The organism is Desulfosarcina sp. BuS5 (genome assembly GCF_028752835.1).
GTDB lineage: Bacteria > Desulfobacterota > Desulfobacteria > Desulfobacterales > BuS5 > BuS5.
On sequence record NZ_CP087952.1, the window covers coordinates 3,318,192 to 3,345,152 of the forward strand.

22 protein-coding genes and 2 tRNA genes are annotated in these 26,961 nt (G+C 42.6%); 16 read left to right on the top strand and 8 right to left on the bottom strand.

Going from position 1 to position 26,961, the window contains the following annotated elements; translation table 11 throughout:
* Positions 1 to 134 precede the first annotated feature (134 nt).
* From BuS5_RS16130 to BuS5_RS16160, 7 genes are read right to left on the bottom strand one after another with little or no spacing between them, the layout of a single operon-like run.
* Positions 135 to 2,198: an FAD-dependent oxidoreductase gene (locus tag BuS5_RS16130; protein ID WP_027353757.1), complete on the bottom strand. Its 2,064-nt coding sequence runs from the start codon at positions 2,196 to 2,198 to the stop codon at positions 135 to 137.
* 3 nt (positions 2,199 to 2,201) lie between these two features.
* Positions 2,202 to 2,777 (bottom strand): electron transport complex subunit RsxA, encoded by a 576-nt coding sequence (gene rsxA, locus BuS5_RS16135; protein ID WP_027353758.1) that lies wholly within the window; start codon positions 2,775 to 2,777, stop codon positions 2,202 to 2,204.
* 12 nt (positions 2,778 to 2,789) lie between these two features.
* Positions 2,790 to 3,383, bottom strand: coding sequence for an electron transport complex subunit RsxE (rsxE, locus tag BuS5_RS16140; protein WP_027353759.1), 594 nt, complete (start codon positions 3,381 to 3,383; stop codon positions 2,790 to 2,792).
* An 11-nt stretch (positions 3,384 to 3,394) separates the two neighbouring features.
* Positions 3,395 to 3,988, bottom strand: a complete 594-nt coding sequence (gene rnfG / locus BuS5_RS16145; RefSeq protein WP_027353760.1) for an RnfABCDGE type electron transport complex subunit G — start codon at positions 3,986 to 3,988, stop codon at positions 3,395 to 3,397.
* Position 3,989: 1 nt separating this feature from the next.
* The gene (locus BuS5_RS16150) at positions 3,990 to 4,952 is read right to left on the bottom strand and encodes an RnfABCDGE type electron transport complex subunit D (RefSeq protein ID WP_232223037.1); all 963 of its coding nucleotides are present in this window, start codon (positions 4,950 to 4,952) and stop codon (positions 3,990 to 3,992) included.
* Complete coding sequence (locus BuS5_RS16155; RefSeq protein ID WP_027353762.1) at positions 4,942 to 6,249, bottom strand: 4Fe-4S dicluster domain-containing protein; 1,308 nt, start codon at positions 6,247 to 6,249, stop codon at positions 4,942 to 4,944. The genes BuS5_RS16150 and BuS5_RS16155 overlap by 11 nt, the downstream gene beginning before the upstream one ends.
* A gap of 58 nt (positions 6,250 to 6,307) precedes the next feature.
* Positions 6,308 to 6,688, bottom strand: a complete 381-nt coding sequence (locus tag BuS5_RS16160) for a cytochrome c3 family protein (protein WP_027353763.1) — start codon at positions 6,686 to 6,688, stop codon at positions 6,308 to 6,310.
* Positions 6,689 to 7,223: 535 nt separating this feature from the next.
* Here BuS5_RS16160 and ilvD point away from each other — a divergent pair.
* The 13 genes from ilvD (at position 7,224) to BuS5_RS16225 (ending at position 21,549) form a co-directional block, all read left to right on the top strand.
* Positions 7,224 to 8,888: a dihydroxy-acid dehydratase gene (gene ilvD, locus BuS5_RS16165; protein ID WP_027353764.1), complete on the top strand. Its 1,665-nt coding sequence runs from the start codon at positions 7,224 to 7,226 to the stop codon at positions 8,886 to 8,888.
* A 191-nt stretch (positions 8,889 to 9,079) separates the two neighbouring features.
* Positions 9,080 to 10,765, top strand: coding sequence for a biosynthetic-type acetolactate synthase large subunit (gene ilvB / locus BuS5_RS16170; protein WP_027353765.1), 1,686 nt, complete (start codon positions 9,080 to 9,082; stop codon positions 10,763 to 10,765).
* Positions 10,766 to 10,826: 61 nt separating this feature from the next.
* Positions 10,827 to 11,324: an acetolactate synthase small subunit gene (ilvN, locus tag BuS5_RS16175; RefSeq protein ID WP_027353766.1), complete on the top strand. Its 498-nt coding sequence runs from the start codon at positions 10,827 to 10,829 to the stop codon at positions 11,322 to 11,324.
* Positions 11,325 to 11,343: 19 nt separating this feature from the next.
* Positions 11,344 to 12,411, top strand: coding sequence for a ketol-acid reductoisomerase (gene ilvC, locus BuS5_RS16180; protein WP_027353767.1), 1,068 nt, complete (start codon positions 11,344 to 11,346; stop codon positions 12,409 to 12,411).
* Positions 12,412 to 12,424: 13 nt separating this feature from the next.
* Positions 12,425 to 14,026 carry a citramalate synthase gene (gene cimA, locus BuS5_RS16185; RefSeq protein ID WP_027353768.1) on the top strand — a complete coding sequence of 534 codons (1,602 nt, stop codon included), beginning with the start codon at positions 12,425 to 12,427 and terminating at the stop codon, positions 14,024 to 14,026.
* 1 nt (position 14,027) lies between these two features.
* Positions 14,028 to 15,560 (top strand): 2-isopropylmalate synthase, encoded by a 1,533-nt coding sequence (locus BuS5_RS16190; protein ID WP_027353769.1) that lies wholly within the window; start codon positions 14,028 to 14,030, stop codon positions 15,558 to 15,560.
* Between the two features lie 1,240 nt (positions 15,561 to 16,800).
* Positions 16,801 to 16,888, top strand: a tRNA-Leu gene (locus BuS5_RS16195).
* Positions 16,889 to 16,968: 80 nt separating this feature from the next.
* Positions 16,969 to 17,481, top strand: coding sequence for a molybdopterin-guanine dinucleotide biosynthesis protein B (mobB, locus tag BuS5_RS16200; RefSeq protein WP_027353770.1), 513 nt, complete (start codon positions 16,969 to 16,971; stop codon positions 17,479 to 17,481).
* Between the two features lie 105 nt (positions 17,482 to 17,586).
* Complete coding sequence (gene trpS, locus BuS5_RS16205; RefSeq protein ID WP_027353771.1) at positions 17,587 to 18,579, top strand: tryptophan--tRNA ligase; 993 nt, start codon at positions 17,587 to 17,589, stop codon at positions 18,577 to 18,579.
* A 19-nt stretch (positions 18,580 to 18,598) separates the two neighbouring features.
* Entirely contained in the window at positions 18,599 to 19,072 is a 474-nt protein-coding gene (locus tag BuS5_RS16210; RefSeq protein ID WP_051374739.1) for a segregation and condensation protein A, read from the top strand.
* Positions 19,073 to 19,182: 110 nt separating this feature from the next.
* Entirely contained in the window at positions 19,183 to 20,499 is a 1,317-nt protein-coding gene (locus tag BuS5_RS16215; RefSeq protein ID WP_274427662.1) for a transposase, read from the top strand.
* Between the two features lie 252 nt (positions 20,500 to 20,751).
* Complete coding sequence (gene scpB, locus BuS5_RS16220) at positions 20,752 to 21,408, top strand: SMC-Scp complex subunit ScpB (protein WP_198012261.1); 657 nt, start codon at positions 20,752 to 20,754, stop codon at positions 21,406 to 21,408.
* A gap of 66 nt (positions 21,409 to 21,474) precedes the next feature.
* A tRNA-Val gene (locus tag BuS5_RS16225) sits at positions 21,475 to 21,549 on the top strand.
* 521 nt (positions 21,550 to 22,070) lie between these two features.
* Here BuS5_RS16225 and BuS5_RS16230 read toward each other — a convergent pair.
* The gene (locus BuS5_RS16230) at positions 22,071 to 23,588 is read right to left on the bottom strand and encodes a B12-binding domain-containing radical SAM protein (RefSeq protein WP_027354112.1); all 1,518 of its coding nucleotides are present in this window, start codon (positions 23,586 to 23,588) and stop codon (positions 22,071 to 22,073) included.
* Between the two features lie 162 nt (positions 23,589 to 23,750).
* Here BuS5_RS16230 and BuS5_RS16235 point away from each other — a divergent pair, with 162 nt between their 5' ends.
* The 3 genes from BuS5_RS16235 to BuS5_RS16245 are packed head-to-tail and all read left to right on the top strand — an operon-like array spanning position 23,751 to position 26,884.
* Positions 23,751 to 24,824, top strand: coding sequence for a hypothetical protein (locus BuS5_RS16235; protein ID WP_027354111.1), 1,074 nt, complete (start codon positions 23,751 to 23,753; stop codon positions 24,822 to 24,824).
* 9 nt (positions 24,825 to 24,833) lie between these two features.
* A complete protein-coding gene (locus BuS5_RS16240) occupies positions 24,834 to 25,685 on the top strand; it encodes an AAA family ATPase (protein WP_027354110.1) in 852 nt (283 codons plus the stop codon).
* Between the two features lie 8 nt (positions 25,686 to 25,693).
* Positions 25,694 to 26,884 (top strand): vWA domain-containing protein, encoded by a 1,191-nt coding sequence (locus tag BuS5_RS16245; protein WP_027354109.1) that lies wholly within the window; start codon positions 25,694 to 25,696, stop codon positions 26,882 to 26,884.
* Positions 26,885 to 26,961: the final 77 nt, after the last annotated feature.

The window sequence follows — 26,961 nt, forward strand, 5'->3', positions numbered from 1 at the left end:
AGCAGCTTTGTAATCAGTTGGAATGATGGCATGTAATAGATTGAATTGTTTAAGTTTTATACTCCATACTTCTTAAGGGAAAGGCTCAGAGTACGTCAAGGCCTTCACCAAACCGGAATCCATATAAACTTTTTTTAAGCAGCGTCTTTATCATAACATATGATGCAACAAGAGAGGCAGCGATTCGATTCACGCAATGCATCTTTTTCGCTGATTACAAGATCCACTTCTTCCATTGTTGAAATTCGTTCTTTTACCGGAAGCTCAGGCATCGTAACCCTCGGTTTTTTTGTTATTCCTTTAAGAGATTTAAATATCGATTCTTTTATATGGTTTTTAAATAAAGAGTTTGCAACTGCTTTTACTTCCTGACCTGTCATATATTGATGCATGGATCTGGCGGCACGTCGTCCCCCGCCGATTGCTTCGACTACAAGAGAGGCTCCGGTAGCGGAATCTCCGGCCGTAAAAACATATGGAATACTAGTCTGTAGGGTTAACGGATCAGCATCGATAGTTTTCCATCTTGTTATATTAAGTTCTTCGAGCCTTTTTCCGCTTTCCGTAAAGGATACATCCGGCCTCTGTCCAATTGCGGTTATCAGCATATCTATTTCAAGCAGTGTTTCAGAGCCCTCTATTGGCACAGGGCGTCTTCTGCCGCTGGCATCAGGTTCGCCCAGTTCCATTTCGAGATATTCAAGGTGGGTTACATTACCTGCCGCGTCCGCTTTTACGGATTCGGGCGCTGCCAGGAACTGAAACTTGACGCCTTCAAGTTCTGCCGCCACTATTTCGACCTCATTGGCCGGCATTTCATTGCGCGTTCGGCGGTAGACAATATAAACTTCTTCAGCACCAAGTCTTATCAGGGAACGAACACAATCTATTGCGGAATTTCCACCGCCAACTACAGCGGCTTTTTTTCCTATAGGGGGAGGATTGCCGGATGCTACGCTTGAAAGAAACTCAATACCTTTATAGCATCCCTTAAAATCTTCGCCTTTAATACCAAGATTGTAATCTTCCCATGCCCCGATTCCAAGAAAGATCGAATCATATCCTGCGGCCACAATCGACCCGATATCAAAATCCCGACCGAATCTAACTCCTGTATGGAATTTTATGCCAAGATTAAGTATCCCTTCGATTTCCCAGTCCAGAACTTTCTTGGGAAGCCTGTATTCCGGAATTCCGTAACGAATGATTCCGCCAAGTTTGGGCATAGCCTCAAATATAGTGACATCATGCCCCAATCGTCTGAGGAAAAAAGCACAGCTCAATCCTGCCGGACCGCCGCCGATAACCGCAGCAGATTTGCCTGTAGGGTGAGCGCAGGATATCGGTACACGTATTCCGGAGTTCATTTCATAATCAGCGACAAAGCGTTTTAGCTGGTTAATTGAAACAGGTTCGTCTTCAATTCCGCGGCGGCAGTAATTTTCACACGGATGCGGGCAGACCCGTCCGCATGAAAGCAACAGGGGGTTACGTTCCTTGATGGTATTGACCGCGTCTTCGTATTTTCCTTCTCTTATTTGAGAAATATAGCGGGGGATATCAATTTCAGCCGGACATTCCTGTCTGCATGGCGCAAGTGCAGTGTTATCCTGATTAAAGGAAAGAAGCCTTTCCGACATGGTAGTAATTGTCAGAATATTCTTGGGGCAGGCTTTTTTACATGCACCGCACCCGACACATTTGGCTTCATCGACAACCGGGAATCCTTTAGCTCCCATATGTATTGCATCAAAGGCGCAGGCCTTGATGCAGTCTCCCATACCCAGGCAGCCAATATGGCAAACTCTTTTACCGCCGTAAAAAGCTGATAGAGCAGAGCATGAATCTATACCCATATAATGAAATTTATTTTCCGCCCGGTCTCCTCCTGAACATGTATTTTTTGAAATCAATGGCTCTGCACTTCCTGCTTCCATTCCCATGACAGCGGCAACATTGGCTGCAACATCCGGCCCGGAAATAACACATACACTTGGAGAAGCTTCGCCGTTAACCACCGCCACGGCGGCAGCGGAGCATCCTGCAAAGCCACATCCCCCGCAGTTTGCGCCGGCAAGGCAATTTTCCACTTCCGCAATCCTGGGATCTTCATAAACATAAAAAACCTTGGATGCTATACTCAGCACAAGTCCGCAGGTCACACCTATCCCAAGCATTATCAGTACAGGTTCTATCATTCTTTACACCATTCCTTTAAAAGCAAAAAAGGTCAGGGAAAGGATGCCGGCGGTAACAAGCGCTATGGAAGTGTCCATCAAAGGTTTCGGCACCCTTGCAAGGAGGATTCGCTCTCTGATACCGGCAAAAAGAACCAGCGCCAGACCGAAACCTACCGCATAAGCAAAGGACGCAACCAGAGCCGGCAGAAAAGAATATTCTTCTTTAATATTTATCAAGCATACGCCCATTACAGCACAATTTGTTGTAATAAGAGGTAAAAAGATACCAAGGCCTGCATAAAGCCCCGGTATACTCTTTTTAAGAAACATCTCCACAAACTGAACCAGCGAGGCTATAACAAGAATAAAGGAGATGGTTCTAAGATATTCAAGACCATAGGGTTTTAAAATAAATGTTTCAGTCATCCATGTAATAATACCGGCCATTACAAGAACAAAAATAACGGCCATCCCCATGCCGATTGCAGTCTCCATTTTTTTGGATGTGCCGAAAAAGGGGCAGTTTCCAAGAAACTGCGCCAGAAGTATGTTATTTACAAAGATACAGCTTATTATCAGGATCAGGTAATCGCCCATTTTTTATATCTCCTATTTCTCACCAAACATATTCATGATGCACAGCATCAGCCCGAGGCAGACAAAAGCGCCAGGGGCCTGAACCATGAAAGCAAAAGGATGAAATGAAGCACCGAACAGGGCATGCCCGTAGAATGTACCGGTGCCAAGAATTTCCCGGATTCCGCCCAGGGCACCCAGAGAAATTGTAAAACCCAAACCCATCCCGAGTCCATCCACCATGGATAATAACATATTGTTTTTAGAAGCAAATGCCTCAGCCCGTCCCAAAACAATACAATTTACAACTATTAAGGGTATAAACATGCCGAGCTGCATAAAAAGCTTGTAGGTAAAGGCCTGCATGAGAAGTTCCACAACTGTAACAAAGGTTGCAATAATAATGATAAAACAGGCGATTCTGACCTTGGCGGGTATTATAGTGCGTAATGCCGAAACCAGTATATTCGAACATATCAAGACAAACGTAGTGGCCAGCCCCATACCTATGCCGTTTTGCATTGTTGTTGTTACGCCAAGAACGGGGCATAGCCCGAGTACCAGTCTGAAAGGCGGTATTTCGTCCCACAGTCCCTTGGTAAATTCTTTAGCAATTGATTTAGCCATCCGTCATCTCCCTATTTAGAAAATCCCTTTAGTTTTTCCTGGATTTGTGGTTTCAATTTTCTATAAATGCCGCAGGCATCAGTGGCTGCCAGACAGACACCCCGTGATGTAATGGTAGCGCCGCTGATAGCGTTTATCGCCCCTCCATCGTTTGTGACTTTTATCTCTTTTTTCGTAGAGACTCCATGAAACTGTGCCGCAAATGAGGGATCACTCTTAGCCTTTTCGCCCAGGCCCGGGGTTTCTTTATGGGTTGTAACGCTGATAGAGGCTACTTTGTCGGTTTCCACGTTTATTCCGACCATAAGCCCGAAGGCGTCGGCAAAGCCTTTGCCTGAAACCTCAAAAACAACCGTAGAAGGCTTGCCGTCAAATGCTCCGACAAAAAAAATTCTTTCAACATCTCCGTCCTTTATTTTAAAACGATCCTTAATCGGATCATTAGAGGTGCCGGCAAGGATTTTTTCTATAGCCGGGCCTTTGACGAATTGCAGCTCCTGATTTTCGATTGTTTCCCTGGTTCCGTTGCGAACAGCGGCCAGCAGGCCTCCTGAAAAAGCGCTTAAAATTGTAAGCACGACAACCATTTTTATCATTTCATTCATATTACCCAACCTTTCCGATCGCTCTTGGTCTGATCTTATCCAGCATCGGATTAACAAGATTCATAACCAGAATCGCAAAAATTACGCCGTCCACATAAACCCCTATATTCCTGATCAGCACGGTCATAACACCTGCACCGGCTCCGTAAATCAGCATTGGAATAAAATTAACCGGGGAAGATGAATCCTCGGTTGCAAGAAAAAAAGCGCCTATTAACGTATAACCTGTCAGCAAATGGAAAAAAGGTCCTGCAAAGCGGGCCGAATCGTTAATGTGAAAAATCAGGGCGGTTATAAAAATTCCCGCCAGGAATGAGACGGAAATTTCCCATCTTATGATACCTCTTATAATAAGGTAGATTCCCCCGATAATTATGCCGATACCGAATGTAGAACCGATCCCGCCCGGCTGTTTGCCCAGCAGGAGATCGCAAATGCTAAAGCCGTCAATGGCCGATGTTCCGAAATGTTTAAGCGCCGCCAGGGGATATACCATAATAAAATTCAGATCATAGTTTAAGAGAGCTTCATTAAAGTCGAAGAAATCCTTCCACGAGACCATCAGGATGGCAATTGCAACAACCACCGGGTTAAAAGGATTGCTCCCGATACCGCCATAAATTTGCTTGCCAAGCACAACCGCAATAAAAGTTCCGGTTATGACAACCCACCAGGGTATTCCCGCAGGCAAAAGCATGGCCAAAAGGATGCCTATTACACCTGCGTTGCCGTCTCCGATTGATAATGGCCGCTTTGTAACAAGATTCATCAAAAGTTCCCAGATCATGGCAGAAGATACGGACAAACAGACAACCGCAAGAGCGGGTATGCCGTATAATAACAGACCTGCAATTATTGCCGGCAAAGCCGCAAGCATCGTATTATAACTTCGAGAGGAGATTCCGCTCCCGTCGTGCCAGAATGGAGCATGGGAAACCGTAAGTTTTTTTGTGCTAATCATCATTTGCCTCCTCTGTAATCTCCTCCCCAGTTTGCAAACGGAACAGTTCATGTTTGGCCAGTCTTATATACTGAAAAATCGGTATTTTTGCAGGACAGACATATGAACAAAGACCGCATTCAATGCATGACTGGAGGTCATATTCATCCTCCGCTTGCTCATAAAGACCTGCTTCAAGAAGTCTGACAAGCATATTAATCGGAATATTTGCGGGACACATTCTGATACATTCCCCGCAATTAATGCAGGGGCAATCGGAAACAAGCGGTATTACCGAAAAATCCTGGATAATAACGGCATCAGTATCCGGCAAGACCGGAAGGTCTGCTGAATATACCGCTGAACCGGTCATCGGACCGCCGAGAACTATCCGGTCCTTTTCGTTTAGATGAATATCCAGGGCATTGAAAATGTTGCTTAAAGGGGTGCCGATACGGGCGGACACAAAAGCAGCCGTTCCGTCCTTTTTTATCACCGTGATTTTCTTATTAACCGGAATCACGCCGTCTTTAAAAGCGCTGCCTATGGAAGCTGCGGCCTCGGCGTTTATAAAGGTTACTCCCATATCTTCACAGGTTTTGCCGGCCGGAACAACAAGACCCAAAACATCCTTCATAATCATCCGTGGTGAGGCTGCCGGATACTGGGGGGCAATAATCTTTGTGACGGCATCCGCGGCTGAAGCCTCGTGTTTGAGGTGCCTTGGAACCGCAAAAATAATTTTTTCCGCGGCGATGGCTTTTTTAAGAATATCAATTCCATCTTTTATGCTGTTCATGTCCGCTTTGACCATATACTGATTTGTTGAAATCAGCAGGTCATTATCAATACCGCATATAACAAGTGTTTTTACAGCCCCGTTATTGTCTGAAAACAGGTGCGGAGGAATACCTCCCGGGCATGATAAAAGAAAATCCCTGATACCGTTAAAAGGATCTTTTACTGCAATTTTGCCGAAATCGGCATCTATCTCTTCATCCGGAGCGGTTTCAATCGAAATTGCCATATACTTTTTGCCGAAATTACCGCTAAACGGTGTGACGGACGAGATTCTGCCGGTAACAGTTGCGGTTACATATATACCGTTCTCCCCGGAAAGAGTCAGCTTCTGTCCGGTTTTAACCTTGTCCCCCTCTTTAATTGAAAACTGTCCATTGGCGCTTGATTTTTCTGAGACTGTCTCCAAAAGTAGAGTAACCTTTTCCGGCAGTTCGATGTTCCGAGGTTCCGGCAGCAAACTCTCAAGGGTTTCATACATAAGCCTCGGCTTTGCTAAACCGATAAATGATTTTTTTATCATAGTTCAACCTTTTACTGTTTCTACCGCGTTGAATTAAAAAATATAAAAATAAAAAAAATTACATAACATGGCAGGATGCGCATTTTTCAGGCCCGGCTTCGTTTTCCTGATGGCAGCCGATACACTGGGAATGAAATGCATCGGTTCTTGCGGGAACGTCTTCATCATCCGATTCGATCTCATGGCATTCACCGCAGGCTTGAGGATCGGTTTCACCTTCTTCGAGATTATGATGGCAGTCACTGCAGGCAACATCGTAACCGGATTCAGATGTATGCATTTTGTGGGTAAATAAGACTTTCCCGGCAACGCCCTTGAACATTAGCCTTACCGGCTGGTCAGGAGATTTTGCAGGAAAGGCGGCGTAGCTTATAACGCCGACAACCAGTAGAACCAAGGTCAGGCTTAAAGCCGGCAACAATTCTTTTTTGGAAGTCATACTTGCTTATACCTTTCATTATGAGCCCTTTGATCATTGAAATTTTCAAAGCGCTACATTTAAGAATTTGGTGAAAAAATTAAATGGACTTGAAAAAATACGTTTATCTTAATAAAATGTTGAAACATTTATCATGGCGTAAAAACTTTTTCAAGTTTTTTTACATTAAACTGAAAATTCCATACCAAATAATACCGAGTTTAGACTTGAGTTATCATAAACAACATCAGAGAAAAGGGCGAAACAATATATTTACTTATAAATGCCGGTAAACAAAAAAAGTTTGACAATAATTTCCATGGTTGTTAGAGAATAATTCAATATGTTGTTGATGTGCGTAGCAACTCCTTTGTATAAGGTTTATAAAATGAATAAAATTTTAGTCATTATCATTAGTATTCTCGTCCTATCGGTGGAGATAATTACCTGCCTTCAGGATGATGGCTGATAATGACTTAATTTTATATGTAATTTATAAAATCCGTTATCAGCGTAAAAAACTGATAACGGATTTTTTTTTGGGAGATTGAAAATAATGAAAAGTGACAGCGTTAAAAAGGGTATTGAAAGAGCGCCTCATCGCAGTCTTTTTAAGGCTATCGGATATACTGATGAAGAGCTTCGAAGACCTCTTATAGGGATTGCCAATTCAGCCAATAGCCTAATTCCCGGTCATGTTCATTTGAACAGGATCGCAGGGGCGGTCAAGGCAGGTATTTACATGGCCGGAGGTACGCCTTGTGAATTCGGCGTAATTGGTGTTTGTGATGGTATCGCCATGAATCATATCGGGATGAAATATTCCCTGGCAAGCAGGGAGATTATCGCAGATTCCGTTGAAGTAATGGCAATAGCCCATGCATTAGATGCTATAGTAATGGTAACAAATTGTGATAAAATTGTACCGGGCATGCTTATGGCTGCTGCCCGCCTTAATATTCCTGCAATTTTTATCAGCGGCGGCCCCATGCTGGCCGGCAAAGATCCCTCAGGCACCGGGGCAATAGATCTGGTGACTGTTTTTGAATCGGTGGGCGCTTTTAAGTCAGGCAGAATGAGCAAAGAACGATTGAATGAAATTGAGGATACAGCTTGTCCCACATGCGGATCATGCGCCGGTATGTTTACGGCCAATTCCATGAACTGCCTGACTGAAGTAATAGGTATGGGCTTGCCTGGCAACGGCACTATCCCGGCTGTCATGTCTGCCAGGGTCCGTTTGGCAAAAGAGGCGGGGATGAAAATTGTAAGCCTTTTTGAAAAAAATATAACCGCCAGGCAGATTATGACCAAAGAGGCTTTTAAAAATGCCCTGGTTGTAGATATGGCGCTGGGATGCTCGACAAATACTATTCTTCATTTACCGGCAATTGCCAAAGAAGCGAAAGTAGGTATAGATCTTAACATGATCAATGAAATCAGCGAGCAAGTGCCCCATATCTGTTCATTAAGCCCGGGAGGAATACACCATATGGAGGATCTGAATCTTGCAGGAGGTATTCAAGCGGTCATAAAGGAAATTACAAAAACCGGCTTGATTAATGAGCAATCTATAACCGTCACTGGAAAGACCGTGGGTGAAAATATTAAAGAGCAAGTCATTAAAGATGAAAATATTATCAGGCCGCTTGATAATCCATATCATAAAGAAGGTGGACTTGCCGTTCTATTCGGAAATCTTGCTCCTGATGGATGTGTTGTAAAGCAGTCCGCAGTGCTCGATAAAATGTTATGTCATGAAGGTCCGGCCAGGGTATATGAGTCGGAAGAAGATGCAACAGATGCCATTATGAACGGCATTATAAAAAAAGGTGATGTGATTTTAATCCGATACGAAGGGCCGATGGGCGGGCCCGGCATGCGAGAAATGCTAACGCCGACATCCTCAATCGCGGGAATGAAACTTGACGCGCATGTGGCGCTCCTCACGGACGGACGTTTTTCAGGAGGAACAAAAGGAGCATCCATAGGGCATATTTCACCCGAAGCGATGCAGGGGGGACCTGTTGCTATTGTTGAGGAAGGAGATATTATTGCTATTGATATCCCGGGAAAAAAGATTACTTTAAAGGTTTCGGAAGATGAGATAAAAAAAAGACTCTCAGCCTGGTCGGCTCCTGAACCCAAGATAAAAGAGGGATATATGGCAAGATATGCAAAAATGGTTTCATCCGCCAGCAAGGGAGCGATTGTTCAATAGTTTGAGACCTTTGCAAAACGCCCCCTTTCGCCCGATTTCGGCGTCAGGCAACCTGATCTTAAAAAGGGTTTTAATCCTCAAAATACTCAATGTATTCCTGCGGTTAAAATTTTCGCCTTTCTTGAACTCGAACGAAATTGAACATTTTGTAAAGGTCTCAGTTTGTAATTAATTTTACGGAAGGAATGCCTATGAAACTTACAGGTGCGCAGATCCTTATGAAGGCTCTCAAGGAAGAGGGAGTTGATACAATTTTCGGGTATCCAGGCGGGGCAGTGCTGGATATATACGATGAACTTTCCAAAACGGAAATGCGTCATATACTTGTGCGTCACGAGCAGGGAGCTGTTCATGCTGCAGACGGTTATGCCAGGGCGGCCGGCAAAACCGGAGTCTGCCTGGTAACATCAGGGCCCGGTGCCACCAATACTGTTACCGGCATAGCATCAGCATATATGGATTCGATCCCCATAGTTATTATAACAGGTCAGGTTCCCACTAAACTTATCGGGAATGATGCCTTTCAGGAAGTCGATATAGTCGGCATTACAAGACCTTGCACAAAGCATAATTATCTTGTCAAGAATGTAGCGAATCTTGCAACAACAATCAAAGAGGCTTTTTATATAGCAGGTTCAGGTCGTCCCGGGCCGGTGTTGATTGACATACCCAAGGATATTGTTAATGACCTCGCTGAATATGTATCACCAGAAAAAGTAAGTTTGAGATCTTACAACCCCACCTACAACCCGAACATTAAACAGATCAACAAGGTTGTAAAACTGATTCACAAAGCCGTAAAGCCCGTTATTTTTGCAGGCGGCGGCATTATTCTTTCCAAGGCGCATGCAGAATTGACTCAATTTGCGCGTAAAACACGGATACCCGTAACTGCCTCTTTAATGGGCCTGGGGGCATTTCCTGCATCTGATCCTTTATGGCTGGGAATGATCGGTATGCATGGTACATACAGATCCAACATGGCCATAGGAGAATGTGATCTGCTGATTGCCGTTGGTGTCCGTTTCGACGACCGTGTTGCGGGAAGAACGGATACGTTCGCTTCAAATGCGGAGATTGTCCATATAGATATTGATCCCACATCCATTCAGAAGAATATTTCCGTTTCGGTGCCTGTTGTGGGAGACTGCAAAACCACACTTGAGCATCTTAACAAGCTGATAAAAAAAGAAGATTTTGGTGATATCGGTCAGAAGTGCAAAGGCTGGTTAGATAAAATTAATGAGTGGAAAAGCACCCGGCCGCTGGCTTATACCCAAAGTGATATTATCAAACCTCAATATGTAATTGACAAACTTTATGAATTAACCAAAGGAAAGGCTATTATAACTACGGAAGTGGGGCAGAACCAGATGTGGGCAGCCCAGTATTACCATTTTGATGAGCCTAATCATTTTATTACCTCAGGCGGCTTGGGCTGTATGGGTTTCGGCCTGCCTGCGGCCATAGGGGCACAGGTCGCATGCCCGGATAAAATTGTGGTCGATGTAGCCGGCGACGGCAGCATCCAGATGAATATTCAGGAAATGGCGACTGCCGTTCAATATGGACTTCCGATAAATATTGTTATCCTGAACAACCAATATCTCGGCATGGTGCGACAGTGGCAGGAATTATTTTACGGCAAACGTTATTCAAGTACCAGCATGGAACATGCCCCGGATTTTGTCAAACTTGCCGAAGCCTATGGCGCGGTCGGTTTAAGAGCCGTAAGACCGGAAGAGGTTGAGCCTGTGCTGTCAGAAGGTCTATCTTCCCCCAAGACCGTAATAATGGAATTTGTTGTGGCGCGGGAAGAATCGGTTTATCCCATGGTTCCTGCGGGCGCTTCCATAACAGAAATGCTTTTAGTATAGATAGTGCCCGAACGAAAACGGCTATTTTTCATTCGGGCACTAGACAGGAAGGAATTTTACCATGACAGCAGAAAAACATGTTCTCTCGATTCTGGTGGATAACAAGCCGGGCGTACTTTCAAGAATAGCAGGTCTTTTCAGCGGCAGGGGATATAATATTGAAAGCCTCTCTGTTGCCGAGACCATGGATCCCCTGGTTTCACGGGTTACGCTTGTTACAAAAGCCGATGCACCTGTTATAGAACAGATAGAAAAGCAGCTTAATAAACTGATCAATGTGATTAAGGTGCATGATTTTACAGGCGCAGAATATGTGCAGCGGGAAATGGTTCTAATCAAGGTAACTGCAAAACCGGAACATCGTGCTGAAATTTTAAGAATGGTCGATATCTTCAGGTGTAAAGTTGTTGATGTGGGAATGGAACATTACACCATAGAGACAACCGGAGATCAGGGTAAAATCAATGCTATTTTAAACCTTCTTAAGCCCATCGGCATTAAGGAGATAGTCAAGACCGGTATTATTGCGCTGCTGCGCGATCAATATACCAAAAAATAAAAAAAACAAGGAGAATAAAATGGGCAAGATAGACTTTGGAGGAGTAGTAGAAGATGTTGTTACCAGGGAAGAGTTTTCCCTGGATAAAGCCAGGGAAGTACTTAAAGATGAAACAATAGTTGTGCTCGGGTACGGTGTTCAGGGTCCTGCGCAGGCTTTGAATCTTAAAGATAACGGCTTTAATGTTATCATAGGGCAGCTTGAAGGGGACGCCTACTGGGAAAAAGCGGTTAAGGATGGTTTTGTTCCAGGCAAAACTCTTTTTCCTCTTGAAGAAGCCGCAAAACAGGGAACAATCATTAAAGAACTTCTTTCCGACGCCGGCCAGACTGCCACCTGGCCTGTAGTTAAAAAATGCCTTAATGAGGGTGATGCCTTATATTTTTCACATGGTTTTTCAATTGTTTATAAAGATCAAACCAGGATTATACCTCCTGACAATATCGATGTTATCCTAGTGGCTCCCAAAGGATCCGGAACCAATGTGCGCAGAAATTTTCTTGACGGCAGCGGTATCAATTCAAGCTATGCGGTTTTTCAGGATTATACTGGAAGAGCTAAGGAGAGAACCCTTGCGCTTGGAATAGCCATAGGCTCAGGATATCTTTTCCCGACTACCTTTGAAAATGAGGTTTACAGCGACCTGACCGGCGAACGCGGCGTTCTTATGGGCTGCCTGGCCGGCACAATGGAGGCCCAGTATAATATATTGAGAAAAAACGGGCACTCCCCCAGTGAAGCATTTAATGAAACCGTTGAAGAACTGACCCAAAGCCTCATAAGACTGGTCGGTGAAAACGGCATGGACTGGATGTTTTCAAATTGCAGCGCTACAGCACAGAGGGGCGCATTGGACTGGGCGCCGAAATTCAGGGATGCGGTTACTCCTGTTTTTGAAGATTTATACGACCGTGTTAAAACCGGCAAAGAAACAAAACGCGTCCTGGAAGTAAACAGCGCTCCTGATTATCAGGAAAAACTTACAGCAGAATTAAATGAGATAAAAAATTCCGAGATGTGGCAGGCAGGAGCAGCAGTCCGCTCATTAAGGCCGGAAAATAGAAAAATTCGACATCTTTCAATTTAGGGAGAAGAAAAGCATGGATCCAGTCCTCTTGTATGATACCACCCTGCGTGATGGTACACAGGGTGAATATATCAGTTTTACAGCCAAGGAAAAAATCGTCATAGCGCGAAGGCTTGATGATATGGGTATCCATTATATTGAGGGCGGATGGCCCGGTTCCAATCCAAGAGATATGGTTTTTTTTGACCTGGCAAAGGATATAAATTTTAAAAATTCCAGGTTAACTGCATTTGGCGCAACAAGGAAGCCGGGCATTATTCCTGGAAATGATAATAACCTGAAAGCGCTTCTCAACAGCGGCACGGACACGGTTACGATTTTTGGAAAAACATGGGATCTGCATGTTGAGCAGATCATGCAGAACAGCCTTAAAGAGAACCTTGCAATGATCAATGATTCCGTTGCTTTTTTAAAAGAAAAGGGACGTGAAGTAATTTTTGATGCCGAACATTTTTTTGACGGATATAAGGCCAACAAAGAGTACGCATTGCAATCTCTATTTGCGGCTGCAGACGGCGGAGCGGATATACTGGTATTATGCGATACAAACGGAGGTACGCTTCCCTTTGACATTGAAACTATCATTGCCTGCCTGATAAACAGGTTGAAAAAAAAATATAATCAAGTGGATGGGTCGCTTCCGGTCAAGATCGGCATACATACGCATAACGACAGCGGACTTGCTGTGGCTAATTCCATAACCGCAGTTCGGGCAGGAGCTGATATGGTACAGGGCACCATTAACGGCTACGGAGAAAGATGCGGCAATGCGGATCTTACATCAATTATCCCGATTCTGGCATTAAAGATGGGACTGCCCGGCCTTTCCAAAGAAAATATTAAAAAACTAAAGAATATATCGCGATTTATCAGTGATACAGCGAATATGACGCCCCTTAGCAACAGACCCTTTGTCGGGAAAAGTGCTTTTGCGCACAAAGGCGGAATTCATGTCAGCGCTATTATGAAAAATCCCATGGCTTACGAACATATGCAGCCGGAGCTGGTGGGAAACAAACGCCGTGTCTTAATGTCGGATCTTTCCGGAAAGAGTAATGTGGAGTATAAGGCCAAAGAACTCGGGATAGATCTGGATGCAGAAGGGGTTGACAGCAGCCGCCTGGTAGCACGAATCAAAGAGCTGGAGCAGCAGGGTTATCAATTTGAGACTGCGGATGGCTCCTTAAAGTTATTGATGGAAAGATTTAAAGATCGGTTTAAGCCGATGTTTGAGTTAAAATCCTTTATGGTGACAATTATAAAGGAAAAGGACAAACCATGCACTGCTCAGGCTTCGATTAAAATTTCAGCCAAGGGAGTCGAAAAAATTACGGTTGCCGAAGGAGATGGCCCTGTAAGCGCTTTGGACAATGCAATTCGTAAGGCTCTGAATAAATTTTACCCGGATGTCCTCTCATCAACCCAGCTTGTAGATTTCAAGGTAAGAGTAATAGATGGTCGTGAAGGAACAAAGGCAAAGGTCAGAGTTATTATAGAATCCAGAGACAAAAATAATATATGGAGCACCATAGGTGTTTCCGAAGACATAATAGAGGCAAGCTGGCAGGCGCTGGCAGATAGTTTGCAGTATAAACTGTCAAAAGAAGGAGAGTAAGGTGAAAGATAGAATAATTTTTTTTGATACCACATTAAGGGATGGCGAGCAGTCTCCAGGCGCAAGCATGAATACTGCAGAAAAGATGAGGCTGGCGGTGCAACTGGAAAAACTCGGTGTGGATGTTATCGAAGCCGGTTTTCCGGCGGCGTCGGAAGGAGATTTTGAAGCGGTTTCCGAAATTTCAAAGAAGGTAAAAAACATTGAAATTGCCGCTTTAACGCGTACCGGCAAGGGGGATATTGACCAGGCCTGGGGTTCTGTTTGCAAAGCGGCCAAGCCGAGAATACATATATTTATAGCCACCTCGGATCTGCATATGGCTCACAAGTTGAACATGACCAGCGATGAAGTGGTTCAAGCAACTGTTGATTCAATAACATATGCCAAAAAATTGACTGATAATATTGAATTTTCAGCCGAAGACGGGTCACGCAGTGACCGGGATTTTCTATGCCGGGTTTTTGGAGCAGCCATTGCAGCCGGAGCAACAACGGTTAATCTGCCCGATACAGTAGGGTATGCTGTTCCCCATGAATATGCCGAGTTGATCAAATATGTTATGGACAATACTGAAAACATGCACAAGGCGGTATTAAGCGTTCACTGCCACAACGACCTGGGTCTGGCCACGGCCAATACCCTGGCGGCGATTAGTGCGGGCGCCGGCCAGGCCGAAGTAACTATCAACGGAATCGGGGAAAGAGCCGGAAATACCGCCCTGGAAGAAGTTGTTATGGCCCTGACTACCAGGCCCAATTTTTACCCGGTATCAACCGACATTAATACTGAGCTTATTTGTCCAACCAGCAAGCTGGTGAGTATGATAACCGGTATCATTGTACAGCCCAACAAGGCTATTGTCGGAGCCAACGCCTTTGCCCACGAAGCCGGCATTCACCAGGACGGAGTCTTGAAAAATCCCATGACCTATGAGATTATGAAACCTGAAACAGTAGGTCTGGTAAGCAACAAACTTGTCTTAGGGAAGCACTCGGGAAGACATGCTCTTCGCTCACACCTCCAGGAGATGGGATACGAGCTTTCGGATGAAGACATGAAAATAGTATTTACCAAATTTAAAGAAATTGCGGACAAGAAAAAAAGCATAGAAGATGAAGATCTTGAAGCAATCGTTACCGAAGGTATCCTGAGAACCAAGGACGTATTTTTACTTGAATATCTGCATGTGGCCAGCGGAACAACCGTTTTCCCCATGGCAAGTATCAAGCTCAGCATCAACGGCCGGACTGTAAAAGGGTCCGGTTACGGAAACGGGCCGATAGATGCCGCATTTAATACTATCGCGCAACTTGCTGATATCAGCCCCGAGCTATTAAGGTTCTCGATAAGCGCTTTAACCGGAGGCAGCGATGCCCAGGGTGAGGTAACAGTCCGCTTAAAGGAAAACGGCCTGATAGCCCTCGGCCGGGGAGCTGATCCGGATATTATAGTGGCCAGCGCCAAAGCCTATGTTAACGGACTGAACAAGATTGAATACCTTAAATCCTCGAAATACCAGGAATCTGTTTAGGATCGGAGATTAAATAAATTGTAACCGTTCACGGGTGATAAGATTCAAATAGTGTAACGGATCTTTTCAGTGAAAAGTTGCAAAATACTGTAACGCTCATTCGGACTGAATTCAGCAACCAAATTTTGTCCCAAAGGCCGGGGTATTCATAAGATTTTCAGAGCGGGGTACGGCTGCGAAATACCTTCCCTAAAACCGTTACGATATTTTGTCAGCATGGGCGTTACATTATTTAAATCTTATCACACTGGCATAAATGCCCCTTTAAATATTGGAATGGCAGAAAATGGTCGAGCCTATAAATAAACGGTATATCGTATCGCTGTCTTCAAGGATGAAAAAATCTTAGAGATATACTACTATGCCTACCGATTCATCTTTAATGAGGATGTTGGATTATAAGGAGACAAAAAAAATTCTTGGATTTGATCACTACTTAGGAAATCGCGTTCTCATTTCATGATCAGTGTAAGAATAAGCGCATCACCTATGTCCTCTGCGAAATACACACGAAATATTTGAATTCAGTGGCCAGTCGATCACGCAGTGGCGGAATGTCAAATCAACTCCAAGTTTTTTAATAGACTGATTCCATTCCTGACACTATAAACCATCGGGCACTGGAACGTAAAATTTTTCTTAAAAAAATTTGCGGTTAGATATTAAATTTTAAACTCAAAACGATTATTGCCCGTGAACGGTTACAATATTAATCACAAATTGGAGGGTATGTTAAATAGGAGGTCGTCAAATTATCAATGATTTTAAGTAGTTATAGTCGTTTTTTTATTGGACATAAAAACGCTTTTATTGTTTTATGCATACCCCCCCTGGTTTGCGTGTGATTGTGCACTCACGCTCTCTTGGGTGACTTAAAACCGTCTTGCAGGGCAAATTAGAAAATATGATGCAAAATCAATATGTTGAATTTTTTTTACAAAATGCATTTTTTTTCGATCCTTATATCGGAGTTTTAGCCTGTTTACCTATGTCTGACGTATATATCGATAGACCGTCACATAAATAATTTCACTGCGTTATCGGTCGTCGGGGTAGGGGTTCAATTTTTTGAACCCTTACCCCCTCTGGCCTTGTGCCAAATTTCAAAATAGGGTAATTATCTGACGGTCTATAGTTCCCGCCGATGTAAAAAGTATGATCATCTTAAAAAAATCGCCTCAGCGCTTCTTGACAATCAAGCAGATAACATTTAAAAAAGAATTCGGATGCAATCAATAATGCCTGGGTGGCGGAATAGGTAGACGCAAGGGACTTAAAATCCCTCGGTCATTATGGCTGTGCGAGTTCGATTCTCGCCCCAGGCACCAGTTTCTTCGGACGGTCACCTGTTTTACCAATTTTTTTCTGAAAAAATTTCTGACCCCTTATTTAGAACTCCGATATAATTTTGAATAACAAATCTAAAAGCTCGTCCCCACCAATTCTTTCAGTCATAGGCAATTCCGGATCAGGAAAGACTACTCTTCTGGTAAAGCTGATTTCAAGGTTCAAACAGCGCGGGCTGAAAGTCGGCACCATCAAGCACGATGTTCATGGTTTTGAAATCGATAAACCGGGCAAGGACAGCTGGAGGCATAAACAAGCAGGTGCTGTCACAACCGTTATCTCTTCATACTCAAAAATTGGTATAGTCAAAGACGCAGATCATGACCATAGCCCTGAAGAGTTACTGCCATTTTTTTTAGGAACAGATCTAATCCTTACAGAAGGTTATAAACGAGGAAATCAGCCTAAAATTGAAGTATTCAGACCTGAGATATGTAAAGAACCTGTATCTCAAGGAGATGAAGATCTGATTGCAGTTATCAGTGATGTTCATCTGGATTTTGACGTTCCCAGGTTTCGGCTGAACGATTTAGAAGATCTTGTCGAATTTTTAATAGCCTACTTCACTCTTTGAAACCACAGTACACTAAACTAAACAATGTAACTTGATCATAAATCAACCAAACAATCCCACCAGCTTTTTTCTGTCGCTGATGCGGGTGTTATACTGGAGTTTTAGATGACTAAAAAAAAACGTATACTAAGCGGAATGCGTCCGACGGGGCCTCTGCATCTCGGAAATCTGCATGGGGCTCTTTCAAATTGGATAAAAATGCAGGAAGAATATGAATGCTTTTTCTTTATTGCCGACTGGCATGCACTTACCAGTGACTATGAAGAGACAGGTAGTATTTCACAATATGCCGAAGAAATGATGATAGACTGGCTCAGCGCTGGTCTCGCACCTGAAAAAAGCAGCCTCTTTCTTCAGTCGAAAATTAAAGAACATGCCGAACTCTTTCTTATCCTTTCCATGATAACCCCTGTTCCCTGGCTGGAACGTAACCCTACTTACAAGGATCAGATAGTTCAGCTCAGCAACAAGGACCTCTCAACCTTTGGTTTTTTAGGCTATCCTGTTCTTCAAGCTGCCGACATTATCATTTATAAGGCTGATGGAGTTCCGGTAGGTGTGGATCAGGTTCCCCATGTGGAAATAACAAGGGAAATCGCCAGACGATTCAACTATCTTTACGGTGAAGTCTTTCCTGAGCCAAAAGCCATTCTTGCCGAAACCCCGAAAATATTGGGGATAGACCGCAGAAAAATGAGCAAAAGTTATAACAATGCCATCTATTTATCGGATAGTGGGGATGAAGTTGCAAAAAAAGTTGCCGGAATGATAACCGATCCGAATAGAGCGCGTAAAAGCGACCCAGGTGATCCCGATATATGTAATGTTTTCGATTTTCATAAGCGCTACAGTGATCCTGATACAATCGCCACGATCAACGAAGAATGTCGAAAAGCCGGTATAGGATGTGTAGAATGCAAAAAAATCATGGCAAAAAATCTGATCGTTTTTTTAGAACCGATCCATGAAAAAAGGGAGTATTATAAGTCAAAGCCCGATCTTGTAGATAGTATTTTTGCGGACGGAACTGAAAAAGCAAGGGGAGTCGCCCAACAGACCATGGCCGAGGTCAGGGCTGCCGTAAAAATACAGGCGTAAAAATGCAGGATCTTCCTTAATGCCCGAAGATATTTACAAGATGCGACTCGATAAAGTTTTTGAAGGGCCCATGGATCTTCTGGTTTACCTGATAAGAAAAAATGAGGTGGACATATACAATATTCCAATAGCTAAAATAACAGATCGATATCTTAAATATATGGAATTGATGAGATCGATGAAGATCGATTTCGCAGGTGAGTTTCTTCTTATGGCTGCTACTCTTATCAAAATAAAATCAAGGATGCTGCTGCCGATTCATGGGGACGATGATTCAATCCAAATTGGTCTTTTTGAACTTATAGATGCTTTCGGAAAAATATTCGCCAGGATAGTCCCTGAGAAAAGGATCGAATTTACCGCCGAGCGTATATCCGTAAAACGTAAAATTGCAGATATCATGGAAATTCCTGAAAAACAGAATTCAATACCTTTTGGCGAGCTATTTAGCGAAAGTAATAATAAAAGCGAAGTGCTAGTTAGTATCTGCTGAATTTCTTTTTTATGAAAGAAATGCTTTGCTATCCATAGCAGTATATGCCATTTTTTAAATTGCAGCTAAATGGTATTTTAAGCACTCTAAAAAGGATAGGAGGTATTCTGATGATAAAAAATACTTTTGAAGAAGTTCTTTCTGATGAATGGGTGAAAGCAAATATAACCAATCCAGTTCAGGAATTGGTTATTATCCGTGGGATAATTCCATGGCAAAAAATGATTACAAAGTTGTGTAAATTTTATAACACCAGTCAGGGTGCTTTTGGAAAATCTCTCAGGATGATGACAGCGATTTTGATTTGTATAAAATACTATCAATTAAGTGATAGGCAAATGGTTAAGCATATAAAAGAAAACCACTATATTCAATATTTTTGTAACATCACAAATGAGGAATTGCAAACATGCCTGGATCCGAGTTCTATATGTGTATTTCGAAAACGTATAGGTGAAGAAGGTGTTGAAATTATAGAAAAAGAAGTTTTTGAGGTTCTACGCAAAGCTGGGATAATACAGGGTGATAATGCTATGATAGATTCAAGCGTATTGAAAAATAACGTTATCTATCCAAATGATGTACATTTAATTTTTAAAGCTTTTGACAAAATGAAACAATTTGCCGTTTTGCATCAAATCTCCTTGTGGTGGGACAATAATGAAGTAAAAAAATTATGGCGAGAATTTTTTTTGAACAAAAAACAAAACCGTTTGGAATGGTTACTCAAATTTAATATATTATTTATTCCTGCTCTAAAAATATTTGATAAAAAAGTTGAATCATTAAAGACCACAAAGAAAAAACAAATAAAAGCTGACAATATGTTTGCTATTCTTACTATTCTTGAAGCACAAACCTTAGAAAAACTCGAAGGTAAAAAACAGATAAAAAACCGGATTGTATCCATTGATGAACCGGATGCCCGCCCGATTGTAAAAGGAAAAGAGCATCCGAAGTGTGAATTCGGCACAACAATGGAAATGACTTTCAATAGGGAAGGATTCATGATTACCATTGAAAATTTTATCGGTAATCCAAATGATAAAACGCTTTTTGCTGGAACACTCGAACAGTTCAAAAAACGGATGAAAGGCGAACCGGAAAATATTATTACCGACCTTGGTTACAGAAGCAATGGTAATTTTAAAATTGCAGACAATATCAGTAACGTTTTTTTGGGGCGTAAAAAAGATGTATCCGAAGAAAAACAGAGTTTTTGCTGTAAAGCCCGTTCAGCAACAGAAGGTTTCATAGCTATTGCAAAAAATATTAGAGGTTTTGGATGCAGTCTTTATAGAGGATTTGAAGGAGACCGTATATGGTCATTGCTTTGTCAAACCGCTTATAATCTTAAAAAGTTTATTCAGCTTCTAATGGGAGAAAAGATTGAAGAAAAAAAACTGATGAAACTCGGGCTGGCATAAGCCGAACAAGGATTTTATCAAAAATAGTTGATTTTAAAAAATATGCGGATAGGAGAGGTGCGTCTATAGGTGTTAACAATTTGCCGTTTTTTACCAAAATTCAATTAAAATACCACAAATGAGCTTAAAATTTTAGATTAAAATTCTCTATGATTAATATATGAACAATGCTGATATACTATGTTATTATCGAAATTCAGCGGATACTAGTTACTTTTCTGGCAATCCTGGAAATGGTCAAGCTAAGCTTGATTGCCATTATTCAGCATCTTCAAACAGGAATTATTCGAATATGTTATCAATAAAGCGTGCCGCAGTCGTAACAAGGAACATCTTTTATTCTTTTCTTTTATGATAAAGGATTTAAAAAATATCGTAGAGAGCCTGTTGTTTGTCGCGGGGGAGCCGCTTTCAATAGATCGTTTTAAAAGCATTATACCAAAAACCGGGGCCAGGGATATAAAAGAAGCGCTCTCAGTTCTTGGAGAAGAATATGATGCACGTAAAGGAGGCTTTTTTTTACGTGCAGTAGCCGGCGGATATCAGGTTAGAACAAGGCCCGAATACACTGAATGGGTTAAACGTTTAGCGCAAAACCATTCATCCAGCATAAGCAGAGCTGCTCTTGAAACCCTGGCGATTATCGCATATAAGCAGCCGATTATACGGAGCGAGATAGAACATATCCGGGGTGTGGATTGCGGCGGCTTGCTGCGCATTCTAATTGAAAAAAAATTAGCCCGGGTTTTAGGGCGTAAAGAGATCCCAGGCAGGCCCTTAATATACGGAACCACCAAAGAGTTTCTTGAGGTTTTTGATCTGGCGACTTTAAAAGATTTGCCGGTACCCGAGGAGATACAGGAAAAACGCGCCCCAGACTCGGATAAAGTCCCGGATAAAAATTCTTGACTCAAAAGGCCGGAGCCATTAAAAATTATTACATAAAATCAGTATCTCGACTTTAGATTGTGATCCGGGCGGTTAACTCAGCGGGAGAGTGCTACCTTCACACGGTAGAAGTCACTGGTTCAAACCCAGTACCGCCCACCAATAAAGTTAAGGGGTATAGAATTAAGAGGGGCTTTGTCAGCTAAAGTAAAGTGGACCCAAAGTCAAGGACAGATTTTATGTTTTGTTAAGGTGTGCCATTATTGATATCAACAAAAAAATGAAATATGGTTATATACGCCATAAAAATGTTCATAAGTAGTTTAACTTATTGATTTAATGCATAATAATATTAGCTTAAAATATTCATAACTTGTTGATAAAATGTTGATAACTTTTCCATATATCGTTAACCTACTGTTAAAATTCAATATTAATATGTTCATAACTTATGCCGCATGTTGAATGGCGAATTCACCAAAATATATTTCTGCGGGAGTGTTTCTATTCAGCGATTGATGAGGCCGTTCAAAATTATAAAATTCAAAATATTGATGGGGAACCTTAATCAGGCGACAGCAGCCTACTTTTCAACACCCTTATTAAGAATATATTTTTACAAATATCTTTTCATGGCGAGTATCCCGGCATAGAAACCGAAAAAGTCGAGGCGAGTATCTTTTTCAATTTTCTGAAACAAAATAATCCGATATAACACCCATAAACGGGTTATATTTTATGGCGTAGTGTCTCAAGCCCTTTTTTACAAAATTATTCGATAAGGCCTTATCTTCATTGAATAAATTTTCAGATTCAGCTTCCCACTTCGATGCATCGTATTGTAAAATTGTTTCGATTTTGTTTCTGTAAAAATCTGCAACCGGAAGGCTGGAGTATGCATTCACAAACCAGGGCATAAGCAGTCCCACTTTTTTAAGCAAAAGATTATGTTCATGACCAAAGTCAAGGCATGACCCCTGGGTAAAATTGGACATTTTCGCCATTTTGTCGGAATTTATGGTTTTTAACTTAAAACTGAAATCATAGGCTTTGGTTCCTGGAAACGGATAAAAAAAAGACCACCTGTAACGCCCCGGAACAGTTTTGCTCATGAGCGTTATGGTTGCCATAAGATCATCATAGGTTTCATCAGGAAGCCCGATCATCAAAAAAATCGAAGTATGTAATCCGTAGCTGTGAGCGGTTTCAATTGCATTTATAATCTTCGCATTTTTCATGCGGCGGTGCAGGACTTTTTCCCTGATCCTTTCGCTTCCGCTTTCTACCCCGAATTTTACGATTTTACAATTCGCCTCCGACAAAAAACGAGCCCGGTCTTTATCAAAAAATCCCACATGGGCATTTACCACAAAAGGGATATCACTGGTTTTTTTATATTCACGACAAAAATCTTTAACATAATCCTTGTAAAAAGTGAAAAGGTCGTCGTCAAAAATAAACATTTTGATATTTTTATAATTTTTAACAAGATATTTTATCTCATTGATCACATCTTTCACATCAAAATGTCTTATGTAGTTTAACTGCTTAAAGCTGCAATTCAGATCTTTTCTGTATTGCGCTACCACCTGATGATTAAAACAGTAGGTGCATGAGAACGGGCATCCTCGTGAGCCCATTAATCCAACCCACCCGTTTTTGGCGTCAATAATTTTTTGAAAATCGAATATATTATAATCTTTGGGAGGCAGTTTTTTTACATCCGGTAATGGCCGCATCGGGTTAATCAGGATTTCACCGTCTTTTATCAAGCCCAGGTTCCTGACTGTTTGAACATTTTCCGCTCCGGCAAACTTTTCAACAAACTCAAGAAAAGCTTCCTCGGCCTCACCGCGGACAATGTAGTCAAACAGACCGCTTTGAAGGATCTCACGGGCGGATGCCATGGCATGAATCCCGCCGCAAACTATCGGAGCATCGGTTGCGTCCCGCACCCATGCGGCAAGTTTTTTTGCATATGGCCATTGGTTGGTTACAACGGAAAAGCCCACAATATCAGGGGCAGACTGCTTTATTTCCTTGCAAAACTCATCTTTTGAAGGCAGATTGCCCATCTCCCCGGAGAATTGCACCAACTCCACTTTGTGGCCCGCTTTTTTAAGTATGGCGGCAATATGCGCAACCCCGTAGTTAAAACCTAATTGCGATCCCTCATTAGGGTAAATAAAAAGTATTTTCATTATACAGCTTTAATAATCCATGTAAAATGTCTTGAAATTTATTTCAATTGATCAGCACTCTACTTGTAAATATACATTATCTATGATAGTTGAAAACAAGCCTTTCGTAAAGAGACTTCTTGTAAAAACAGTAAGCCAATTTAACTTTATAAGGATAAAATCATGAAAAAATTCCAGGCCAATCTGCTTCCTTTGCTGATAGGGAGCCTTCCTGTTGATGATCATTCCGAAGCGATAGAACTTGTTCTTGAATGTACACCACAAATTCCACTTTGGGTTCAGCTTCCTGTACACAAGGAAGAAAGAATGATAGATCAGTTTATGCCGGGAATGCCAGGCATTGCATCTTTAAAGGATAAAACCTTCATAAACTCGGCAGGTGATAATTTTGAAACGGAACTGCTTCAATTCTATGAGGAATATATGGCTGTTACAGATGGCGCTGCTGATAGGGATAAGTCACGCTTTGTGCTGGATGAAACTGTTGCCGGGGGTTTTTTTACATTCATGGAGCGGGTAAAGCGACTTTCCGAGCCTCCTGTTGCAGTAAAGGGGCAGAGCACAGGGCCTTTTACTTTCTGCGCCAGCGTCAATGACGAGAATGGAATGGCGATCTTCTATAATGAACAGATCAGGGATGCGGCAGTTAAATTGATTGCCCAAAAAGCAGGCTGGCAGGCAAAAAAGATGGCTGAATTTGGGTGTCCGGTTATTCTTTTTTTTGATGAGCCCGGTTTGACAGGTTTCGGTTCATCTGCTTTTATCAGTATTACCCGGGAGGAAGTCGCAGCCTGTTTTGAAGAGGTTATTGAAGCCGTGCATGCTGAAGGCGGGTTTGCCGGAGTACATGTCTGCGCAAACGCCGACTGGTCACTGATACTCGAATCGGCCGCCGATATTGTGAGCTTTGATGCCTATTCCTTTTTTGAAAAATTTCTTCTCTATCCGGAACAGATCAAAAATTTTCTTGCTTCCGGCCGTATTCTGGCCTGGGGCATCATCCCGACCTTGCGAGCGGAAGATATTGAAAAGGAGAATGTCGATTCCATTGTTGCCAATTGGGATGAAAAAGTCTCTCAACTGGAAAAACTCGGAATCAGCAGGGCAAAAATTGTAACCCAGTCACTCATAACGCCAAGCTGCGGAACAGGTTCCCTAAGCCTGGAGCACGCAAAAAAAGTACTGCGAATGACCAAAGAAGTTTCAGATATATTAAAGGAAAAATATAAAATTTGAGGTTTTTTTATGAAAAGCGACAACACGGATGAAAATTTTAAAGGCGCGACAAGATATGTTCTGGATGAAGAACTGGCCAAAATTGTGAATATTTCCATGGCGCTTGAGATGCCCCTGCTGCTTAAAGGGGAGCCTGGCACAGGCAAAACCATGCTTGCCCATGCAATTGCAGAGAGCCTGGAAATGCCGCTGATTGTGCTTAATGTTAAATCGAGCATGAAGCTGGTTGAAGCCCTTTATCAGTACGATACCCTCACCCGGCTGAATGACAGCCGCTTCGGTGATTCCACGAGGGATGTGAGCAATATCGAAGAGTATATAAAGATGGGCAAAATAGGTCAGGCCTTTGTCGCTGATGTTAGAACAATCCTCTTGATCGATGAAATAGACAAGGCCGATACTGATTTTCAGGATGACATGCTGGATGTCCTTGATCAGATGGAATTTGATATAATGGAGATAGACAAGACTGTCAAAAGCAGGCAGCGGCCTGTTTTCATAATCACATCCAATGCCAAAAAGGATCTTTCCGATCCTTTCCTGGGAAGGTGCAATTTTCATCATATAGCATTTCCGGATCCCAAAATGATGCGCAAAATTATCAAGGTTCATTTTTCTGATATTGATTCAAACCTTATGGAGAATGCTGTAGCTGCGTTTTACAAACTCCGGGAAATCGATTCAATTGAAAAAAAACCGGCCACCAGGGAACTACTCAACTGGATCAGAGCCTTGAGAATGGACCCTGATTTTAAACCCAAACAACTGGTCAAAGGGGATATACCTTATATGGGAACGCTTTTTAAAAAAAGTCAGGATTATGAAAGGGCTGTTAACCTTACCAGCAGGCGCAGACTGTAGGGACAGTTATGTTTATCAAATTTTTTTATACATTAAAAGAAGCCGGAATTCCCGTAAGCCCGACATCTTTTTTGACCCTTCACAAGGCGCTTGACAGCGGGCTGATTAATTCCCTCAACGATGTCTACACCTGCTCCAGAACAATCCTGGTCAAAAGCGAACGCTATTTCGATCTTTTCGATCAGGTCTTTGCGCACTGTTTTGAGGGCGCTGAAATGCCTGATTTGGATGCAATTGAACTAGATGAGATGACAAGGGCTCTGCTTGACGAATGGCTCCAGGATCCCCAAATCCTGGTGGATGCCCTTGGAATTGACGAGTCGGAAATAAGCAAGCTTACGCCGGAAGAGCTGCTGGAATACTTCAAGGAAAGATTAAAAGAGCAGACCGGCCGTCATGCCGGCGGAAACAAGTGGATCGGCACAGGCGGCACTTCTCCTGTGGGGCATTCAGGCTACCATCCCGGAGGCATGCGAGTCGGCGGTGTCTCAAGAAATAAATCCGCTATCAAAGTCGCTCTTGAAAGGAGATACAAAGATTATTCGCTAAGCGGACCCTTAACCCAGGAGATGGTGGGCGAGGCTTTGAAAAGACTCAGGCATATGGTGCCGGCCGGTCCCAAAGATCAGATTGATATAGACGAAACCCTCTATCAAACCATGAAAAATGGAGGGGATATAGATATAGTATTTACCAGGAGCCTGAAAGACCGCCTCAAGATTATCTTGCTGATAGACAATGGAGGATGGTCGATGGATCCTTATATTGCAGTGGTTCAAACTATTTTCGATTATGCAAGGACCCAGTTCAAGGAGGTTAAAACCTTTTTTTTTCATAATACCATTTACGGCACTGTCTGGGAAGATCCTCCCAGGACCAGGAAGCCTAAAAAAGTAGAAGAATTCGCCAGGATCGATCCTGAAACGCGTCTGATATTTATTGGTGACGCGAGCATGGCACCGTATGAACTGATGGCCACCGACGGATCCATCTATGTTACTGAACGAAGCGGCAAGCCGAGTGTTGGGCATTTAAAATTTCTTGCCGAAAGTTTTCCTCATTCGGCATGGCTTAATCCTGTGCCTCAAAGCATGTGGGGTTATACGCAAACAATTTCGGTAATATACGGTATCTTCCCTATGTTTGAGCTAACCATCGACGGCCTGGAGAAAGCAATTGCACATTTGATGATGAAATAGAAATGATGAAATAGAAGCATGCACTAAAGCATCCCATGATCTCACAAATTGCTTGCCAAGTGTTATAATATTTGCTA